11 protein-coding genes are annotated in these 16,383 nt (G+C 70.8%); 4 read left to right on the top strand and 7 right to left on the bottom strand.

The window, feature by feature from the left end; all coding sequences use genetic code 11:
• Nucleotides 1-72 precede the first annotated feature (72 nt).
• The 4 genes from ACVCAG_RS35775 to ACVCAG_RS35760 all read left to right on the top strand — a co-directional run bounded on the left by ACVCAG_RS35775 (nt 73) and on the right by ACVCAG_RS35760 (nt 4,004).
• Entirely contained in the window at nt 73-357 is a 285-nt protein-coding gene (locus tag ACVCAG_RS35775; protein WP_326643182.1) for a hypothetical protein, read from the top strand.
• A 481-nt stretch (nt 358-838) separates the two neighbouring features.
• The gene (locus tag ACVCAG_RS35770; RefSeq protein ID WP_440081296.1) at nt 839-1,864 is read left to right on the top strand and encodes a mechanosensitive ion channel domain-containing protein; all 1,026 of its coding nucleotides are present in this window, start codon (nt 839-841) and stop codon (nt 1,862-1,864) included.
• A gap of 19 nt (nt 1,865-1,883) precedes the next feature.
• On the top strand, nt 1,884-2,282 hold the full coding sequence (locus tag ACVCAG_RS35765; protein WP_440081297.1) for a globin: 399 nt from the start codon (nt 1,884-1,886) through the stop codon (nt 2,280-2,282).
• Between the two features lie 180 nt (nt 2,283-2,462).
• Nucleotides 2,463-4,004 carry a glycoside hydrolase family 13 protein gene (locus ACVCAG_RS35760; RefSeq protein ID WP_440081298.1) on the top strand — a complete coding sequence of 514 codons (1,542 nt, stop codon included), beginning with the start codon at nt 2,463-2,465 and terminating at the stop codon, nt 4,002-4,004.
• A gap of 188 nt (nt 4,005-4,192) precedes the next feature.
• Here the strand turns inward: ACVCAG_RS35760 and ACVCAG_RS35755 are convergent, their stop codons facing one another.
• The 7 genes from ACVCAG_RS35755 to cobA form a co-directional block, all read right to left on the bottom strand.
• Nucleotides 4,193-4,633: a thioesterase family protein gene (locus ACVCAG_RS35755; RefSeq protein WP_440081299.1), complete on the bottom strand. Its 441-nt coding sequence runs from the start codon at nt 4,631-4,633 to the stop codon at nt 4,193-4,195.
• A gap of 176 nt (nt 4,634-4,809) precedes the next feature.
• Complete coding sequence (gene ettA / locus ACVCAG_RS35750) at nt 4,810-6,474, bottom strand: energy-dependent translational throttle protein EttA (RefSeq protein ID WP_447191194.1); 1,665 nt, start codon at nt 6,472-6,474, stop codon at nt 4,810-4,812.
• Nucleotides 6,475-6,534: 60 nt separating this feature from the next.
• Nucleotides 6,535-7,833 carry a diguanylate cyclase gene (locus ACVCAG_RS35745; protein ID WP_440081301.1) on the bottom strand — a complete coding sequence of 433 codons (1,299 nt, stop codon included), beginning with the start codon at nt 7,831-7,833 and terminating at the stop codon, nt 6,535-6,537.
• 767 nt (nt 7,834-8,600) lie between these two features.
• On the bottom strand, nt 8,601-9,533 hold the full coding sequence (locus ACVCAG_RS35740; RefSeq protein WP_447191193.1) for a single-stranded DNA-binding protein: 933 nt from the start codon (nt 9,531-9,533) through the stop codon (nt 8,601-8,603).
• Nucleotides 9,534-9,789: 256 nt separating this feature from the next.
• The gene (locus ACVCAG_RS35735) at nt 9,790-11,430 is read right to left on the bottom strand and encodes a GTP-binding protein (protein ID WP_447191192.1); all 1,641 of its coding nucleotides are present in this window, start codon (nt 11,428-11,430) and stop codon (nt 9,790-9,792) included.
• Nucleotides 11,427-14,192, bottom strand: coding sequence for a GTPase (locus ACVCAG_RS35730; protein ID WP_447191191.1), 2,766 nt, complete (start codon nt 14,190-14,192; stop codon nt 11,427-11,429). The genes ACVCAG_RS35735 and ACVCAG_RS35730 overlap by 4 nt, the downstream gene beginning before the upstream one ends.
• 953 nt (nt 14,193-15,145) lie before the next feature.
• The gene (gene cobA / locus ACVCAG_RS35725) at nt 15,146-16,378 is read right to left on the bottom strand and encodes a uroporphyrinogen-III C-methyltransferase (protein WP_440081305.1); all 1,233 of its coding nucleotides are present in this window, start codon (nt 16,376-16,378) and stop codon (nt 15,146-15,148) included.
• Between the last annotated feature and the right edge of the window lie 5 nt (nt 16,379-16,383).

Raw genomic sequence — 16,383 nt, 5'->3', positions numbered from 1 at the left:
GAGCAGCACCGTAAGCGTGATCGAACGAACACGATTCGGTGCCGGCAAGCCGAGACCACGAGGAGGGACGAGGTGGGTGAGGACGATTTCCGGCACCTTGAGCGGCTGGTGACGGAGCTTGACTGCCGCGGGCTGCACGCCCGTGTGGTGCGGACCCACTCGGGCCGTGCGTTCGTGCGTGTGATCAATCCGAAGGCGACCAGCCTGGCGGAGAACGTCACCTGCCGGGCACAGGCCGCCCCCAGCCATCGGGATTGGTATTACTGGTGGTCCTGGGGTGAACGAATGCACACGGTGGAAGATCCCGCCGGTGCCGCGACCAAGGTCGCACGCGTACTCGCCGCGGTAGGAGAGTGAGGTGAGCGGCACAACGGGCCTTCACCCGCCCGATGTGCCGCGCCTGCCGCGGCTCGACGGAGTCGGCGGGGTGACCGGTGCGGAGCGTCCTCGGACGCTGGGCACCCCGCCGGCTCCGAATCGTCCGGCCGACACGCGCGAACTCCCACCTGCGGAAACTTCGAAAACGCGGCCGGAACGCGGAGGCTCCCGCGAGCCGAAGCCCACGAACTGCTGTAAAGCACAGGCTGCCGTCCGGTATCTCGTCCGGGCGGTGACCGGAGGGATCCCTTTCGGGAACGGTACGGGACACGCTTCCGGGTGCGTGTCCCGTCCGGGCCGCCCGTCACCGGGGCATCCGGGTCCGCCCCCGCGGCCCTAGACCAGGATGTCCCCGTCTTCCCCGGCGTGATGTGACGGAGGCCGGTTCGATCGGCAATATGGGTGGGTCGCATGACTCATCCGGTCCGCCGGTCGATCCGATCCGAGAGGGATCCACTCCGTGTTCCTGCTTTCCCCCACGCCCGCCCCCACCCCCAGCGCCACCCCGACCTCAGATGCGGGAGTCGTCGTCGAGAACCTTCTCGACGCGAGCGCGGGCTTAACACGGGGATGCGGGGACGGCGGGGGAGTAGTCTGCGACTTCGTGAAGATGCTCGTGCCCGCGGCCGTCGACTGGGTGGCCCCCGTGATCGCGGGCCTGATCGCCATCACGCTGGTCGTGGTCATCGCGCTGATCCTGCGCAACGTGGCGCACCGGCTGATCGGCCGGGTGGTGCGCAGGGCGTCCACCGAGCGCGCGTCCCTGGCGGGGCGGCTGCGCGGCAGGGAGACGGTCACCCCCGAGGGCCTCGACGCGATCGTGGCCGAGCGGCGCAGGCAGCGGGCGGAGACCATCGGCTCGGTGCTCAGGCACATCGCCTCGATCATCATCCTGGGCACCGCCGTGCTGACCGTCCTCGAACGCCTCTCCGTCCCCATCGCCCCCCTGCTGACCAGCGTCGGCATCCTGGGCGTGGCGATCGGCTTCGGCGCCCAGGAGCTCGTCAAGGACTTCATCGCCGGCATGTTCATGCTCCTGGAGGACCAGTACGGCGTGGGTGACGTGATCGACGCGGGCGCCGCGGTCGGCACCGTGGAGGCGGTCACCCTGCGCATCACCCGCCTGCGCGACGCCGACGGCCGGGTCTGGTACATCCGCAACGGCACGATCACCCGGGTCGGCAACGAGTCGCAGGGCTGGTCACGTGCCACGGTCGATGTGCCGGTGGCCTACGCCTCCGAGATCCCGGTGGTCCGCGACCTGCTCAAGGAGGTCGCCGACGAGATGTGGAACGAGCCCGCCTTCCGCGACTCGATCATCGTCGAGGAGCCGCAGGTCTGGGGCATCGAGCAGATCTCCGACACCGCCATCATCTTCCGGGTCAGCGCCAAGACCATCCCCTCCCGGCAGGCGGAGGTCGCCCGCGAGCTGCGCCTTCGCATCAAGTCCGCCCTCGACCGGGCCGACATCACGATCGCCGCCTGACGTCAATTAGGCTGGAGACGTGTCCGCTACCCCCGAGGAACCCCAGTCCTTCTACGACGCCGTCGGCGGCGAGGAGGCCTTCAGGCGTCTGGTGCACCACTTCTACCAGGGGGTGGCGGCCGACCCGGTCCTTCTGCCGCTCTACCCCGAGGACGACCTCGAAGGCGCCGAGGAACGGCTCCGCCTGTTCCTCATCCAATACTGGGGCGGTCCCAACACCTACAGCACGCAGCGCGGCCACCCCCGGTTGAGGATGCGGCACAATCCGTTCGTCATCCGCTCGGCCGAGCGCGACGCGTGGCTCCGGCGCATGCACGACGCGGTGGTCTCCCTGGAGCTCCCCGACGACCTGGAAAAGCGTCTCTGGGACTATCTCGTGTACGCGGCGCACAGCATGGTCAACGCCCCCGACGCGTGAATCACCGCGTGGCCGGGGTTCCCGGCGCGGACCACCGCATGATCAGGGTCCCCGACGCATGAGCCACCGCATGGTCGGAGCCTCTGACGCGCGGACCACCGCATGGTCGACGCCCCCGGCGCACGAACACCGCATGGTCGGGGGTCGCGACGCATAAACACCGCGGAGCGGGGGCAATCCATGCACATGGAAACCCCCTGGTGGCGTGACGCCGTCGTCTACGAGATCTACGTTCGCAGCTTCGCCGACGCCTCCGGAGACGGCGTCGGCGATCTGCCCGGCATCAGGCAGCGCCTGCCGTACCTCGCCGAACTCGGCGTGGACGCGATCTGGCTGACCCCCTTCTACCGCTCCCCCATGGCCGACGGCGGCTACGACGTGGCCGACTACCGCGACGTCGACCCGCTCTTCGGCACGCTCGCCGACTTCGACGAGCTCGTCTCCGAGGCGCACCGGCTCGGGTTGCGGGTGATCGTCGACATCGTTCCGAACCACAGCTCCTCCGCCCACGAGTGGTTCCAGGCCGCGCTGCGGGGCGAGGGACGCGACCGCTACATCTTCCGCGACGGCGGGGACCTGCCGCCCAACAACTGGCAGTCGACCTTCAGCGGCCCGGCCTGGAGCAAGACACCCGACGGGCAGTGGTATCTCCACCTCTTCGCCCCGGAGCAGCCCGACTTCAACTGGCGCAACCCCGAGGTGCACTCCGAGTTCCTGGACGTGCTGCGGTTCTGGCTCGACCGGGGAGTGGACGGGTTCAGGATCGACGTGGCGATGGGCCTGTACAAGTCCGAAGGGCTGCCGGACACCCCTCCGGAGGGACAGGCGTTCAAGGCCGTGTCGCCGATCTGGGGGCAGCCGGAGGTGCACGAGATCTACCGCGACTGGCGCAAGGTGCTCGACTCCTACGAGGGCGAGCGGATGGCGATCGGCGAAGTCTGGACCGACTCCGCCGAGGATCTCGCACTGTACGTCCGCCCCGACGAGCTGCACCAGAGCTTCAACTTCGCCTGGCTGGAGGCGCCCTGGTCGGGGCCCGCGTTCAAGAAGGTCATCGATGACACGCTGGCCGCCGTGACCGCTCCCACCTGGGTGCTCTCCAACCACGACGTGGTCCGCCACGTGACCCGGTACGGCAACGGCCTGACCAACTCCACGACGGGCCTCTCCCGTGCCCGGGCGGCCCTGCTCGCCATGCTCGCCCTACCTGGCTCGGCATATCTCTACCAGGGGGAGGAACTAGGCCTCCCCGAGGTGAAGGATCTTCCCCCGGAGGCCCGCCAGGATCCCATCTTCACCCGTTCCAAGGGAGAGCTGCCCGGCCGTGACGGCTGCCGGGTCCCCCTCCCCTGGTCCGGCGTGGCCGAGCCCTACGGCTTCTCGCCCGAGGGGACACGGCCCTGGCTGCCCCAGCCGGTCGAGTGGGTCGTGCTCTCCGCCGAGCGTCAGGCGAACGATCCGGGCTCGACGCTGAGCTTCTACCAGGAGGCCCTGAGCGCCCGCCGCGAGCTGCGCGGCACGCTGCCCGACGAGATCACCTGGCTGGACGCCCCCGAGGACGCCCTCATCTTCAGCCGAGGCCCCCTGACCTGTGTCATCAACTGCGGTTCCGAACCGGTGCAACTGCCGCCGCACGACCGCGTCCTGATCGGCAGCGCCCCGGTGGACGGTCACCTGCTCCTGCCGGACACCGCGGCCTGGCTGTACACCCCCGACGCCTGAGGCTCCCGGCGCGCGGCCGTCGCCCGTGACGGGCGACGGCCGCGCACCGGACAGACGAGCACGCCACGGACGTGCAGCGGGGGTGGCGGGCCGCTCCGTGAGGAGGAACGGCGGGCACTCCAGGGGCGGGCGGCGCACACCTCCGGCCCTCGCCCTGCTCCCTGTTCCCCGTCCTGAGGCCTCAGACCTCAGGCTTCGGCGAACCTGCCCAGATAGGCGAGCTCATCCTGGTTCAACCGCCGGGGGGAGGCGCTCGCCACGTCGTAGGCCACGAGCACCGAGCGGGCCTTGACGAAGATCTCCTCATCGTCGCGGATCTCGTACGCGAGGGTGAACCGCACCGGCCGGATCTCCGTCACCCACGACTCCACCCGGACCGGATCGGGGCGAAAGGTGAGGGGACGTAGATAGTCGACCTCGTGCCGGGCGATCACGAGCCCCTTGAACGGCTCGTTGCCCTCGCGGTGAGGGTCGACATGGAACAGCGCAAGCCGCGCGTCCTCCAGATAATCGAGAAACCGCACGTTGTTGACGTGTCCCAGCGAGTCGATGTCGGCGAACCTGACGGACCTGGGGAACACATGCCGATGGCCACGGCCGACGCCGCCCACGATGCTCTGTCCAAACACACCCGAAACCGTAGCGAGCCCCCGGTGCCCGCCGTACGGCGGGGCATCGGGGGCTCGTCGGAAGCGCGGCCTGTCACGACCGGACCACACCGGGCCCGGGCCACACCCGTCGCGGGCGGGCCCCTGTCAGGTGCGGCGCCCCGGACCGGAGACCAGAGCGGTCTCCGGGACCGGGATCAGTCGCGGGTGAGCTTGCGGTAGGTGACGCGGTGCGGCCGGGCCGCGTCGGCACCCAGGCGCTCGATCTTGTTCTTCTCGTAGTCGGCGTAGTTGCCCTCGAACCAGAACCAGTTCGAGCCCTCTTCCCAGGCGAGGATGTGGGTGGCGATGCGGTCGAGGAACCACCGGTCGTGCGAGGTGATGACCGCGCAGCCGGGGAACTCCAGCAACGCGTTCTCCAGGCTGGAGAGCGTCTCGGTGTCGAGGTCGTTGGTGGGCTCGTCGAGCAGCAGCACGTTGCCGCCCTGCTTGAGGGTGAGCGCCAGGTTGAGCCGGTTGCGCTCTCCGCCGGACAGGATGCCCGCCTTCTTCTGCTGGTCCGGGCCCTTGAACCCGAACGCGGCGATGTAGGCGCGGGACGGCATCTCGACCTGGCCGACCTTGATGTAGTCGAGCCCGTCGGAGACGACCTCCCAGACGTTCTTGGACGGGTCGATCCCGCCCCTGCTCTGGTCGGCGTAGGAGATCTTGACGGTGTCGCCGATGACGATCTCGCCGTTGTCGGGCGTCTCGCTGCCGGTGATCATCCGGAACAGGGTCGTCTTTCCGACGCCGTTCGGGCCGATGATGCCGACGATGCCGTTGCGCGGGAGGTCGAAGGAGAGGCTCTCCATCAGGACCCGCTCCTCGAAGCCCTTGGTGAGCTTCTCGGACCGGATGACCGTGGTTCCCAGGCGCGGGCCCGGCGGGATCTGGATCTCCTCGAAGTCGAGCTTGCGGTGCTTGTCGGCCTCGGCGGCCATCTCCTCGTAGCGCTGGAGGCGCGCCCGGCTCTTGGTCTGGCGGGCCCTGGCGTTGGAGCGGACCCACTCCAGCTCCTCTTCCAGGCGCTTCTTGCGCTTGGCGTCTTTTTGGCCCTCAAGCTTGAGCCGCGCCGCCTTGGCCTCCAGGTAGGTGGAGTAGTTGCCCTCGTAGGGATGGCAGCGGCCCCGGTCGAGCTCCAGGATCCAGTTGGCCACGTTGTCCAGGAAGTAGCGGTCGTGGGTGACGGCCAGGACGGTGCCCGGGTATTTCTCCAGGTGCGACTCGAGCCACTGGACACTCTCGGCGTCGAGGTGGTTGGTGGGCTCGTCGAGCAGCAGCAGATCGGGCTGCTCCAGAAGCAGCTTGCAGAGGGCGACCCGGCGGCGCTCACCACCGGAGAGCTGGGTGACCTCGGCGTCCGGCGGGGGACAGCGGAGGGCGTCCATCGCCTGCTCCAGCTGGCTGTCGAGATCCCAGCCGTTGCGGTGGTCGAGGGCGTCCTGGAGCTTGCCCATCTCGTCGAGGAGCTCGTCGCTGTAGTCGGTGGCCATCAGCTCGGCGATCTCGTTGAAGCGGTCGAGCATCGCCTTGGTCTCGGCGACACCCTCTTCGACGTTGCCGAGGACGGTCTTGGATTCGTTGAGGGGGGGCTCCTGCTGAAGCATGCCGACGGTGAAGCCGGGCATGAGCCGGGCGTCGCCGTTGGACGGCTGCTCCAGGCCCGCCATCATCTTCAGCAGCGTCGACTTTCCGGTGCCGTTGGGACCCAGGACACCGATCTTGGCGCCCGGCAGGAACGACAGCGTCACGTCGTCAAGGACGACCTTGTCGCCGTGCGCCTTGCGCACGCGCTGCAGTGTGTAGATGTACTCCGGCATGCCTTTAGTTTAGGGCCTGGGGAGTTCAGCTAGGGGCGGCCTCGGACAGGGTCCGGGAGTTCAGCCGGGAGTGGCGTCGGATCCTGGCCGGCGGGCCGGGGGCACGACGGTGGCGGGCAGGCAGATCTGGTCGCGGCCGAGCTCCTTCGCACGGTAAAGAGCGAGGTCGGCGGCGGCGAGCAGCTCGATCAGGTCGTCTCCGTGCACACTCATGATCGCGACACCGACCGAGATGGTCACGGTGATCATGTTCTCGTCGGCGGGAACCGCCATCCGTCCCACCCGGGAACGCAGCCGCTCGGCGACCCTGCGGGCCTCGGTCACGTCGGCCCTGGGCAGCAGGACGACGAACTCCTCGCCGCCGAACCGGCCCACCACGTCGTAGTCGCGCAGCTGGCTGCGGATGGTGTCGGCCACCCCGACGAGCACCTGATCGCCGATCAGGTGGCCGTAGGTGTCGTTGACCCTCTTGAAATGGTCGATGTCGACGATCAGCAACGCGAGCGTCTCCCCCGTGCGACGCGCCCTGACGATCTCGGTGTCGGCCTCCCGCTGCCAGGCCGCGGCGTTCAGCAGACCTGTCTTGAGATCGGTGCGGGCCGCCGCCTGGAGCTGGGCGTGCAGCAGGCTGCGCTGCAGCAGCACCACCGGCGGCAGCGCCAGGACCAGCAGGGCCAGGTTGAGCCCGCAGGTGATGGAGACGAGGACGCCGAGACAGAGCTCGACGACGTCGAGGAGCAGGCTCTCCCGGTTCCACAGGACCTCTCGCCAGCGACTGTCGGGGTCGGCGGTGTGCGCGGCGACGGCGATCAGCGCGGTGTTGATCACCGTGAACAGGACCGCGCAGCCGATGGCCACCACGATCGGTCCTCCCTCACCCCTGGTCAGCGCGTTCAGGTCGCCGACCGCGGCGTGGAAGAGCAGGGAGGCCGCGCATCCGGCCAGGCCGATCGCCGCGGAGCTGACGACCCGCCGGTAGACCACCGTCGCGCGCACCCGCTTCTGCAGCAGGAACTGGAGCGGGATGGGCGCCAGGAGCGCGTAGAGGGGCGGGAGGAGCAGCGCGGCGGGCAGCCACCAGGCGGAAAGCAGATCACGGTAGACGCCCGCAGGCATGCCGAGTCTCCGGGTCGCCTCGATGCACACGGCTCCGCACACCATCAGCGCGGTGAAGGTCAGCACATCGGACCAGCGAAAAACACCGGATATCGAGAAAAACACGATCGCGACGAGATCCAGCACCACCAGCCCGCAGAGGTAGCCGACCAGCGGGCGACGCTGCCCCAGCAGGGGCCACCGATCGACCAAGGGTGTCATGCCGTCGCGCGGTTTGACCGAGGTGTGGCTGGGAGCCGCCATGTCGTCCCCCTCTCCGACTAACGATGTGTAACACAATAGTTGCGGAGTGTGCGACGCGCGATGGTAACCGCTACCTTTGGCAGAGTGAGTCAGCCCACCGGTTGACCCACGACTTGGAAACCGCTCGCTCGCGAGCGGGCCGTGTGGGAAAGGAGCAAGCCATGCTGCGGGGCGTGACCTGGACCTAACAGGTGTCTCGGCATCTGACACGGGCAAGACCATCGGCCGGTTATCTCGGCGTCGCCGCGCTGTCGCGGCGAGACACCGACCGCGTCCGGCCGATGCCCCCTCACTCCGCCCGCACCAGGCCCCCTCTCCACGAGGCCTCTGCTCCGTCAGACGCGCTTTCCAGGCAGAACCCTCACCCCCGTTCTCCCGCCTCTCCCCATTCCTCTCCTCCGCCTCTCCTGCTCCTCACCTTCGTCTCTTCCTCTCCTCCGCCTCGCCTCCTTCCGGTCCTTCCCGCCCTCCTCCGGTTCGTGGTCATCCGCCCCCGCTCGGCTCCCCGCTCGAACCGACATAACCCCTACCCGAACCGGTATCGCCCCTGTCCGGGCCGACGCTCAGCCCTTCGTACGGGCCCGCGCTCACCCTCTGGTCCCGACCCTGCCGGTATCGGCCTCTCGCTCGTTTCGGCTTCACCTCGGACGCTTCCCACACCGGTGCTCCGGGCTTGAACACCGGTCCACTGGGAGGCCCGCGGCCCGGGCCTGCCGGCGGCCGGGCCTCCCAGTGGAAAGCGGCCGGGCCCCCCAGTGGAAAGTGGCTCAGGCCGCCACGCTCTCCCGCGTCGGCCAGGGCGTCTCATCGCTCGCATCCGGGCGGATCCTCATCGCACCCGGCACACCCCCGGCCGTCTCCTCCCCCGTGCCTGGGCTTCTCCTGCCTCCCGCGTCCTGCCGCCTCGTCGGTGTGCTCTTCCCCGCCCTCCCTCGCCTCGCCACGGTCTCTCCCTCCACCGGCTCCTGTCCGGCGGGCTCGTGATCCGCCCCGCGTGGTGGAACCCCGGCGGCCTCTCCGGGATCGGCACCTTCCCGGCGGTCGACGGCGTCTCGGGGCTCGACGACGTCTCCGGGATGGGTGATGCCCCCGAGATGGGTGATGTCCCCGGGCATCGCACCGTCTCCGGCCGCCTCGCCGCCCAGCGTGATCTCCGTCTCGCGCGGCGTGGACGTCTCGTCGTCGAGGCCGGTCTTCGGGTCGCCGAAGCCGGCCTTCGGCAGGGACAGGGCACCGACGGCCTCGGCCGCGACAGGGGCGCCACCGCTCATCGCCCAGTCGGAGGTCTCCCTGTCGAGCTCGATCCGCTCCGCGCTGCCGAGAGCCGCGACCGGCCCGCCGCGCTGCGGCTTGGTGAAACTCCCGAGCCCCCAGCGCAGGTCGTGACCGAGCGAGTTGGCCTCCACCTCGGGCATGAACCGGCGCTCCCCCTCGTGGGCGAACTCGCGGATCCGCAGGCGTCCCTGGACCACGACCGGCTGGCCCAGATGGACCGACTGCGCGACGTTGTCGGCCAGCCCGCGAAAGCAGCGGACGCCGAAGTAGGTCGTCTCACCATTGCGCCACTGCTGGTTCTCACGATCGAAGTAACGGCTCGTTGAGGCGATCTTGAGCGAGGTCACCCGGGAACCGTCGGGGAAGGTGTGCTGGCGCGGCGGGGCCGCGACGTTACCGGTCAGCGTGACGTAGATGTCGTTCATCGTGCCTCCCATGAGAGCCGGCTGAGTGCCGGCGGCATGAGGACACGATGGCCCGGCCCACCCCCCGCACGGATTACCGAATCGCGCTCTGTGGACAAGCCCGGGACGCCTGCGAAAACTGTGGACGACCCGGCTTCAACCACCCCTGAGTGAGACCCACCCCTGCGCGGAGCTCACCTCTGTACGGGGCGTCACCCCTGCGCGGAGCTCACCTCTGTACGGGGCGTCACCCCTGTGCGAGGAGAAGAAGGGCGGATCAACCGCGCAGGCCTCGCATGGCTGAATAGAACTCGTTATAGCGGGTCAGCTCCCGCTCCACCGGCTCGATCACCATGCTCTCGGCGACACCGGCGACCCTGCGGCGCATCTCGCGCTCCAGCGCGTCACGCTCGTTGCCCGCGCCGAGCACGACGAAGTTGCGGCTGGCCATCGCGGTGAGCAGGCCGAGCCCCAGGACGGAGAAGATCATCAATCCGACCCACGGCAGCGAGGCGGCGTCGCCGAACACCTCCAGCCCCTCCGGCGGGCTCCCTGCGCCGAACACGCCGTAGGTGAGAGCCATACCGACCCAGGCCAGGCCCGCGACGAAGAGCAGGACCAGGAAGTACTGCCAGGCCAGGAGCAACCGCCACCAGCCGGGAACCCTGTCCAGCCGCGGCGCGACCTCCGACAGCTCCTCGGAGAGCACCTCCGGCAGCTGCGAGGAGCGGGAACGCGCGGCGTCCCTGATCCCGTTCTGCCACGCCTCGTGCATGCCCGAGCTCAGGCCGTCGGTGAGCGCCTGGACTGCGGTCTCCACCTCGGCGGGCTGCGCGCTCACCGAACCGCCGGTCAGGCCGTGGATCTCGTCTCGCAGATCGCCCAGACGCAGGCTGTTCAGCGGGTCGGGACGGAGCTTGGCGGCCCAGCGGGTGTAGGGCCAGCCGACCCACTCGCCGGACCTCGCGGCGTACACGTTCTCCATCGCCTCGCCGACCGCGGGAACGCCGACCGCGTCGCAGAGGGCGTCGGTGAGCCCGATCCTGCGGGCGTCGTCGATGGAGGAGGGTGGAGCGGACGCGCCGTCGACGGGCATGATCTTCGTGAGACGGAGCGTCAGCCGGCCGAGGTCGGCCTCCAGCCGCTGGGTCGCGGCCCTGCGCCTGGAAACGGTCTCGGCGAGGACGCCCTTGAGGTTGTCGACGCCCCGGCCCGTGATCGCCGAGGTGGTGACGATCACGGGGTCCTCGACCCCCTCGCGGCGGAGCAGGCCGTCCAGATCCGCGACGCACTCGGCCAGCTCCTCCCGGTCGAGCCGGTCGGCCTGGTTGAGCACGAAGATCGTCACTGCCTCGTGCCCGGCCAGATCGGTCACGTAGCGCCGGTGCGTGGAGGCGTCGGCGTACTTCTGCGGGTCGAGCACCCACACGACGAGGTCGGCGACCTGGATCAGCCGGTCGGCCTCGGTGTCGGTCAGCGCCCGGATGGAGTCGTGGTCGGGCAGGTCGAGCAGGATCAGCCCGTGGAGCTGGCTCTCGCCCCGGTCCAGGGCGCTGGCCCGCGCGAAGCGGTGCCGCCACTGGATCTGCAACCAGTCGAGCAGCGGGCCGGCGCCGTCCAGACCCCAGACACAGGCGTGCGTACGGGCCGTGGTCGGGCGGCGTACCCCCGTCGGCGACAGCTCCAGGCCGGAGATCGAGTTGAACAGTGTCGACTTGCCGCTGCCCGTACCCCCCGCGAGCGCGACCACGGTGTGGTCGGAGGAGAGCTTGAGCCTGTCACCGGCGCGCAGCAGCAGCTGACCCGAGTCGGCGAGGAGCTTGGGCTCGACCTTGCCCGGCCCCAGCTCCACGATCCGAGCCAGCGCGGCGAGCCTGCTGCCGAGACCCTGGCGTGACTGGGTGGTGCCAACACTCATCGGGCGACCTCAAGGTTGTACGTTGCCTGGTAAAGGCGGGTGGCGGCGGATTCGTCAGGTATACCCGCACCGTCGAGAGCCTGGGTGTAACGCGCCATCTCGTCGTCGAAGAGCATGCCGATCCGGGCTCGGAGATCGCTCCGGGCCTTCACGCCGATGTTGCGCAGCGACTCCGCGCCGAGCAGCGCGTGCACCAGCCGTTGCGGTAGCGCCCCGGTGCCGTTCTGCGCGTCCGAGGAGCCGTAACCGAGCAGCCCGATGGTCAGGATCAGCGACAGGGACTCGACGTCGAACGAGATCACCCTGGCCACCGACCGCTTGGTCACCCCCTCGGTGCGTATCAGCTCGATGATGTGCTCCTGCCAGGCCGCGATGGTCCGGCCGGTCCTGCGCAGGAGCTCGTCGGACGCGCGGCCGAGACCGGGTGCCGACGCCAGGGCCTCCTGCGCGCCCGGACGGTTCAGCCAGCGCGAGGCGGCCTCCTCCGCGGCCCGGTGCGCCGCCGAGACGACCACCGACTCCAGCCCCGCCCGCAGCGCGGACTTCAGGGCGCTGAGCCGCTCGGGCGCCTGCTGGCTCGCCTTGCCGCCGAAACGGCTCGGCCTGCGCAGGTGGAGGGTACGCATGAGGTCGCCGGACCCGGCGAAGTCCTGCCAGCGGGCGAGCACCTCGCCCCGGAGCAGTGAACCGTCGCCGGTGCTCTTGTCGATCTCGGCCAGCGCGCGGGCGTAGGCGCCGTCCACGTCACCGCGGAGGTCCCTGCGGAAGGCGACCTGGACCTCCAGTTGCTTGGCCAGCGCGGGGACACGGGTGCGGAAACTGTTCAGTACTCCGTCCAGGGTCGCCCGTACGGCCTGCGCGCGGCGCCGGTCGTCGACCGACAGCTCGGTCAGCCAGAGACGCAGCTCGCTCACCTCGTGATCGGGAAGCATCCCGTCGGTGACCTTGCTCTCGTTGATGACGAACCGGTCGACCTCGCCGAGACCGTACTCGGTGAGCATCCTGACGAAGTGCTTGCTGATCACTTCTTGGGACCTGGGCGGAACCCGGGAGAGCACGATGGCCAGGCGGGCTCCGCGCTCCTTGGCCAGGCGGAGCAGTCGCCAGGCCGGGGCGTCGGCGTACCGGGCGGCGGTGGTGACGAAGATCCACAGATCGGCCGCGTCGAGCATGCGGTGGGCGATCTCGTGGTGCTCCTCGACGACCGAGTCGATGTCCGGCGTGTCGAGTAGTGCCACGCCGGGAGGGAGGCGCTCGGTGGAGACGAGCACGAGGCCTCCGGAGGCGCCCTCGGGGTCGGGCTCGCTGAGCCGCCGGAGGCTGCCGAGCAGGTCACCCTCGGCGAACCACTCGTGGTCGTCGGGGTGGCAGGCCAGAACGGGCGTTCCGGTCGTCGGGCGGCGCACGCCGGTCGCGCTGACCTTGGCGTTGGCCAGGGTGTTGAGGAGCGTGGACTTGCCCGCGCCGGTGGAGCCCGCGACCACGACGAGGGCGGGCGCGGTGCTCGTGTGGACGCGAGGGATCACGTAGTCGTCGAGCTGGGCCAGGATCTCGCTCTGGACCCGCCTGGCCTCGTCCGCGCCGGGGAGGTCCAGGCCGAAGCTGAGGTCGGTGACACCGGTGCGTACGGCGGTGAGCGCGCTGCTCAGCGCCTCGGAGACGGCCTCGGGAAGGGGGGTCTCCCGCGTCCGGCCGCCCGGCGACCCCGCGTCCTTCCCGTCCGGGGCCTCGTCGTCCTCGCCACCGATCCTCTCGTTGTCGGCCTCCGTGCCGCCGTCGGTGGTTCCGGTCTCGTCCCGGACCTCGTCACCGGCCGCGTCGTCGCCCTCGTCCTCGTCCCGCGCCTCGTCGGCGCTCTCGGAGGAGCCGGCGGGCTCGGCCTCACTCGCGGTCTGGCGGCCGATGGCCCCGGTGCCGTCGGTACCGGCATCGCGGCGGACCTCACCGCCGCGCTCGGCCTCGTCGTCGATACCGGCGGGGCCGGCGTCGTGCCCGGCCTCGGCGCCGGTCCGGCCGGTCCGCGAAGCGTTGTCACCGGCCTGCGGGGCCGCGTCACCGGTCTCAGCGTCAACGGCCTCGGCGCCGCGGCGGGACCTGCCGTCGTCGATCTCAGCGGGCCCGTCCTCGTCCTGGGAGGCGAGAAAGCCACCGCTGTCGCTTCGGGCGCCCTCGGCACCGGACCGGGAAGCGTCGTCGGCCCGCGAGGTGTCGCCGGTCCTGCCGCCCTCTCCGGCGATCAGGGGCCGCCGCCCGGCCTCGCCCTCGACCTGGCCGGTGCCCGGCGTGCTGCCGCCGCTCTCCGCGCCGTCCTCGGACTCGTCGCGTCGCTCCTGCGGGGTCGTGCCGAGGACGACGATCTCATCCCGCTCCTCCCCGGTCCTGCTCGCGCGAAGGGGCGGGGCGCCTTCGGCCTGGGACCGCTCGTCCTCGCCGCCGGGGCCGCCGCTCTCGAACCGGGGGGAGAGACCCTCGTCGGCCGTACGGGAGGCGTCGATGCCTTCTCTGGAGGCGGGACTCGGGGCCTCCCGAGGAGCGGGGCTCGGGGTGTCGCTTCCGGCGGTGCCGGGCGGGGGGAAGGCGGGGCCACCGGTACGAGGGGCACTCGGCGGGACAGGGGCGCCCGGGCGGAAAAGAGCACCGGGCGCGGCCCCGGCGGTGTCACCACCTTGGGGAGCGTTCGGAGAGGCAGGAGCCCCCGGGCGGAAGGCCGCACCGGGGGTGGCCGGGGAGGCAGGAGCACCGGGAGCACCGGAGGAGGGCATGGCGGGGCCACCGGTGCGAGGAACGCTCGGCGGGACAGGGGCACCCGGGCGGAAAAGCGCGCCGGGGGCGGTGCCCTCGCGTGAGGCGCCCGGAGAATCCCCCGCGGGAGCACCCTGTCCTCGGGAAACGCCCGGAGGAGCCGTGGGGGCGCCTCCTCGAGAAGCACCCGGCGAGGCCGGGACACCGTGAGAGGCGGGGGCGCCGTGAGAGGTGCCGGGGCCGGAGACGACACCGGGCGAGGCGGGCGCATCTCCACGGGAGACGTCCGGCGGGACGGGGGCACCTCCGCGCGAGGCGCTCGGCGAGGCGGGCGCACCCCCGCGGGCACCCGGGGAGGTGGGAGTGCCCTGACCGGGGGCCGCACCGGGCGAAGCGGGCACACCCCCGCGCGAAGCGGGCGCACCCCTGCCGGGTGCCGCGGCGGGGCCGCCCCGTGAGGGGCTCGCCGGACGACCGCCCTGGGCGCGTGGGGAGGTGGGGTTGGGAGCCGCTTCACGGGAGGTGGTGATGGCTTCGATCTTGGCCTGGGCAGCGGCGGCGGCGGCGCGGAAGGCCTCCATCGCCTCCTCGGGGGCGGGCGGGGAGGCAGGGTCGCTCGCCCCGGTCTGGGGCGCGGAACCGGCGGAACCACCTGGCCGGCCTGGCCCGGCGGGGCCCGCCGTTCTGCCCGCGGGCGTGGCGGGACCGGTCACGCCACCCGGGACCGCGGGCCCCGCCGCCCGGCCCCGAGGCGCGGCGGGAGCGGCCGTCCCAGGCTGGGGCACGGGGGACTGTCCGCGCGCGCGGATGGAGGCCGCGTCGTCGTCGGCGCGGATGGCGCCGAAGGTCACCGTCTGCTCGCCGGGGGATTCCTTGTCATCCGACGAGGTGTCGTCGGGTGGCTCCTGGGGGGTGCCGGCAAGGCGAGGGTCACGGCCACCACCCGAGTGGGGGGGCCTGTTGGACGCCGATTTCACGGTACTCGCTCCGCTCGAACCATCTCGACCTCCTGGCCGACCTTCACGACATCGCCGACGATCACGATCGCAGGTGGCCGAATCCCGGCCGCGCTCACGCGCTCCGCCACGGTGGATAGCGTGGCGTAAAGAGCGCGTTGGGTCGGAAGAGTACCGTCCTGTACCACCATTACGGGAGTTTCCGGCGAACGTCCGTCATGGATCAGCGTTTCGGCGATCACTTCGATCCGTTCGACCGCCATCATAAGCACCAGCGTGCCGCCGGATCTGGCCAAATTGGGCCAGTCGACGGTGGATCTCTCGTCGCCCGGCGGAACATGTACGGAGATCACGTGGAATTCCTGGCTCACCCCGCGATGTGTCACGGGCACGTTGACGGCGGCGGGCACCGCGACCGGGCTGGTGATGCCGGGAACCACGATGACCGGGATGCCCTCGCGGGCGCAGGCGAGCATCTCCTCGCCGCCGCGGCCGAAGACGAACGGGTCGCCCCCCTTGAGCCGGACCACGAACTTGCCCTGCCTGGCGTGCTCGACCAGCAGCTCGTTGATCCTCTCCTGGGCCATGTAGCGGCCATAGGGGATCTTCGCGGCGTCGATCAGCTCGACGTCCGGGGAGAGCTCGTCGAGCAGGGCCTGCGGGGCGAGGCGGTCGGCGACGACCACGTCGGCCTGGGCCAGCAGTTGCCGCCCGCGGACCGTGATCAGGCCGGGGTCGCCGGGCCCGCCGCCGACCAGGGCGACACCCACCGGCTTGGTGCGGTTGCGCCTGGCGTCGACCGTACCGTCCCTGAGGGCTCCGACGACGGCGTCCCTGATCCCGGCGGCGCGGCGGGGATCGCCTCCCGCGGTGATCGCCACGCTGATCTCGTCCACCTTGCCGCTGGCCGGGGTCCAGGCCGCCGAGGCGTCCTTGTCGTCGGCGCGTACGCACCAGATCCGCTTGGCCTCGGCCTCCGCGGCCACCGCGGCGTTCACCGCGCGGTCGTTCGTGCAGGCCTGCACCAGCCAGGCCCCGTCGACGTCGCCGACCTGGTAGCGCCTGGTCTCCCAGGTCACCCGGCCTGTCGCGATGAGGTCGTCGAGGGCGTGCGTGACGCTCGTCGAGACGATGGTGACCAGGGCGCCCGCGTCGAGCAGCGCCGGCACCCGCCGCTGGGCGACGCGTCCTCCACCCACGACGAGCACTCGCCGCCCGGAGAGGCGCAGGCCAAGCAGGTAGGGCGACATGGCGA

This window comes from Streptosporangium sp. G12 (genome assembly GCF_052983175.1).
This window is presented reverse-complemented; position numbering and strand designations above follow the sequence as displayed.

Coding starts and splice junctions, on each gene's coding strand:
- ACVCAG_RS35760 (WP_440081298.1), top strand. CDS start 2,463: ATGCACATGGAAACCCCCTGGTGGCGTGACGCCGTCGTCTACGAGATC.
- ettA (WP_447191194.1), bottom strand. CDS start 6,474: ATGCCGGAGTACATCTACACACTGCAGCGCGTGCGCAAGGCGCACGGC.
- ACVCAG_RS35745 (WP_440081301.1), bottom strand. CDS start 7,833: ATGGCGGCTCCCAGCCACACCTCGGTCAAACCGCGCGACGGCATGACA.
- ACVCAG_RS35740 (WP_447191193.1), bottom strand. CDS start 9,533: ATGAACGACATCTACGTCACGCTGACCGGTAACGTCGCGGCCCCGCCG.
- ACVCAG_RS35735 (WP_447191192.1), bottom strand. CDS start 11,430: ATGAGTGTTGGCACCACCCAGTCACGCCAGGGTCTCGGCAGCAGGCTC.
- ACVCAG_RS35730 (WP_447191191.1), bottom strand. CDS start 14,192: ATGCCCTCCTCCGGTGCTCCCGGTGCTCCTGCCTCCCCGGCCACCCCC.
- cobA (WP_440081305.1), bottom strand. CDS start 16,378: ATGTCGCCCTACCTGCTTGGCCTGCGCCTCTCCGGGCGGCGAGTGCTC.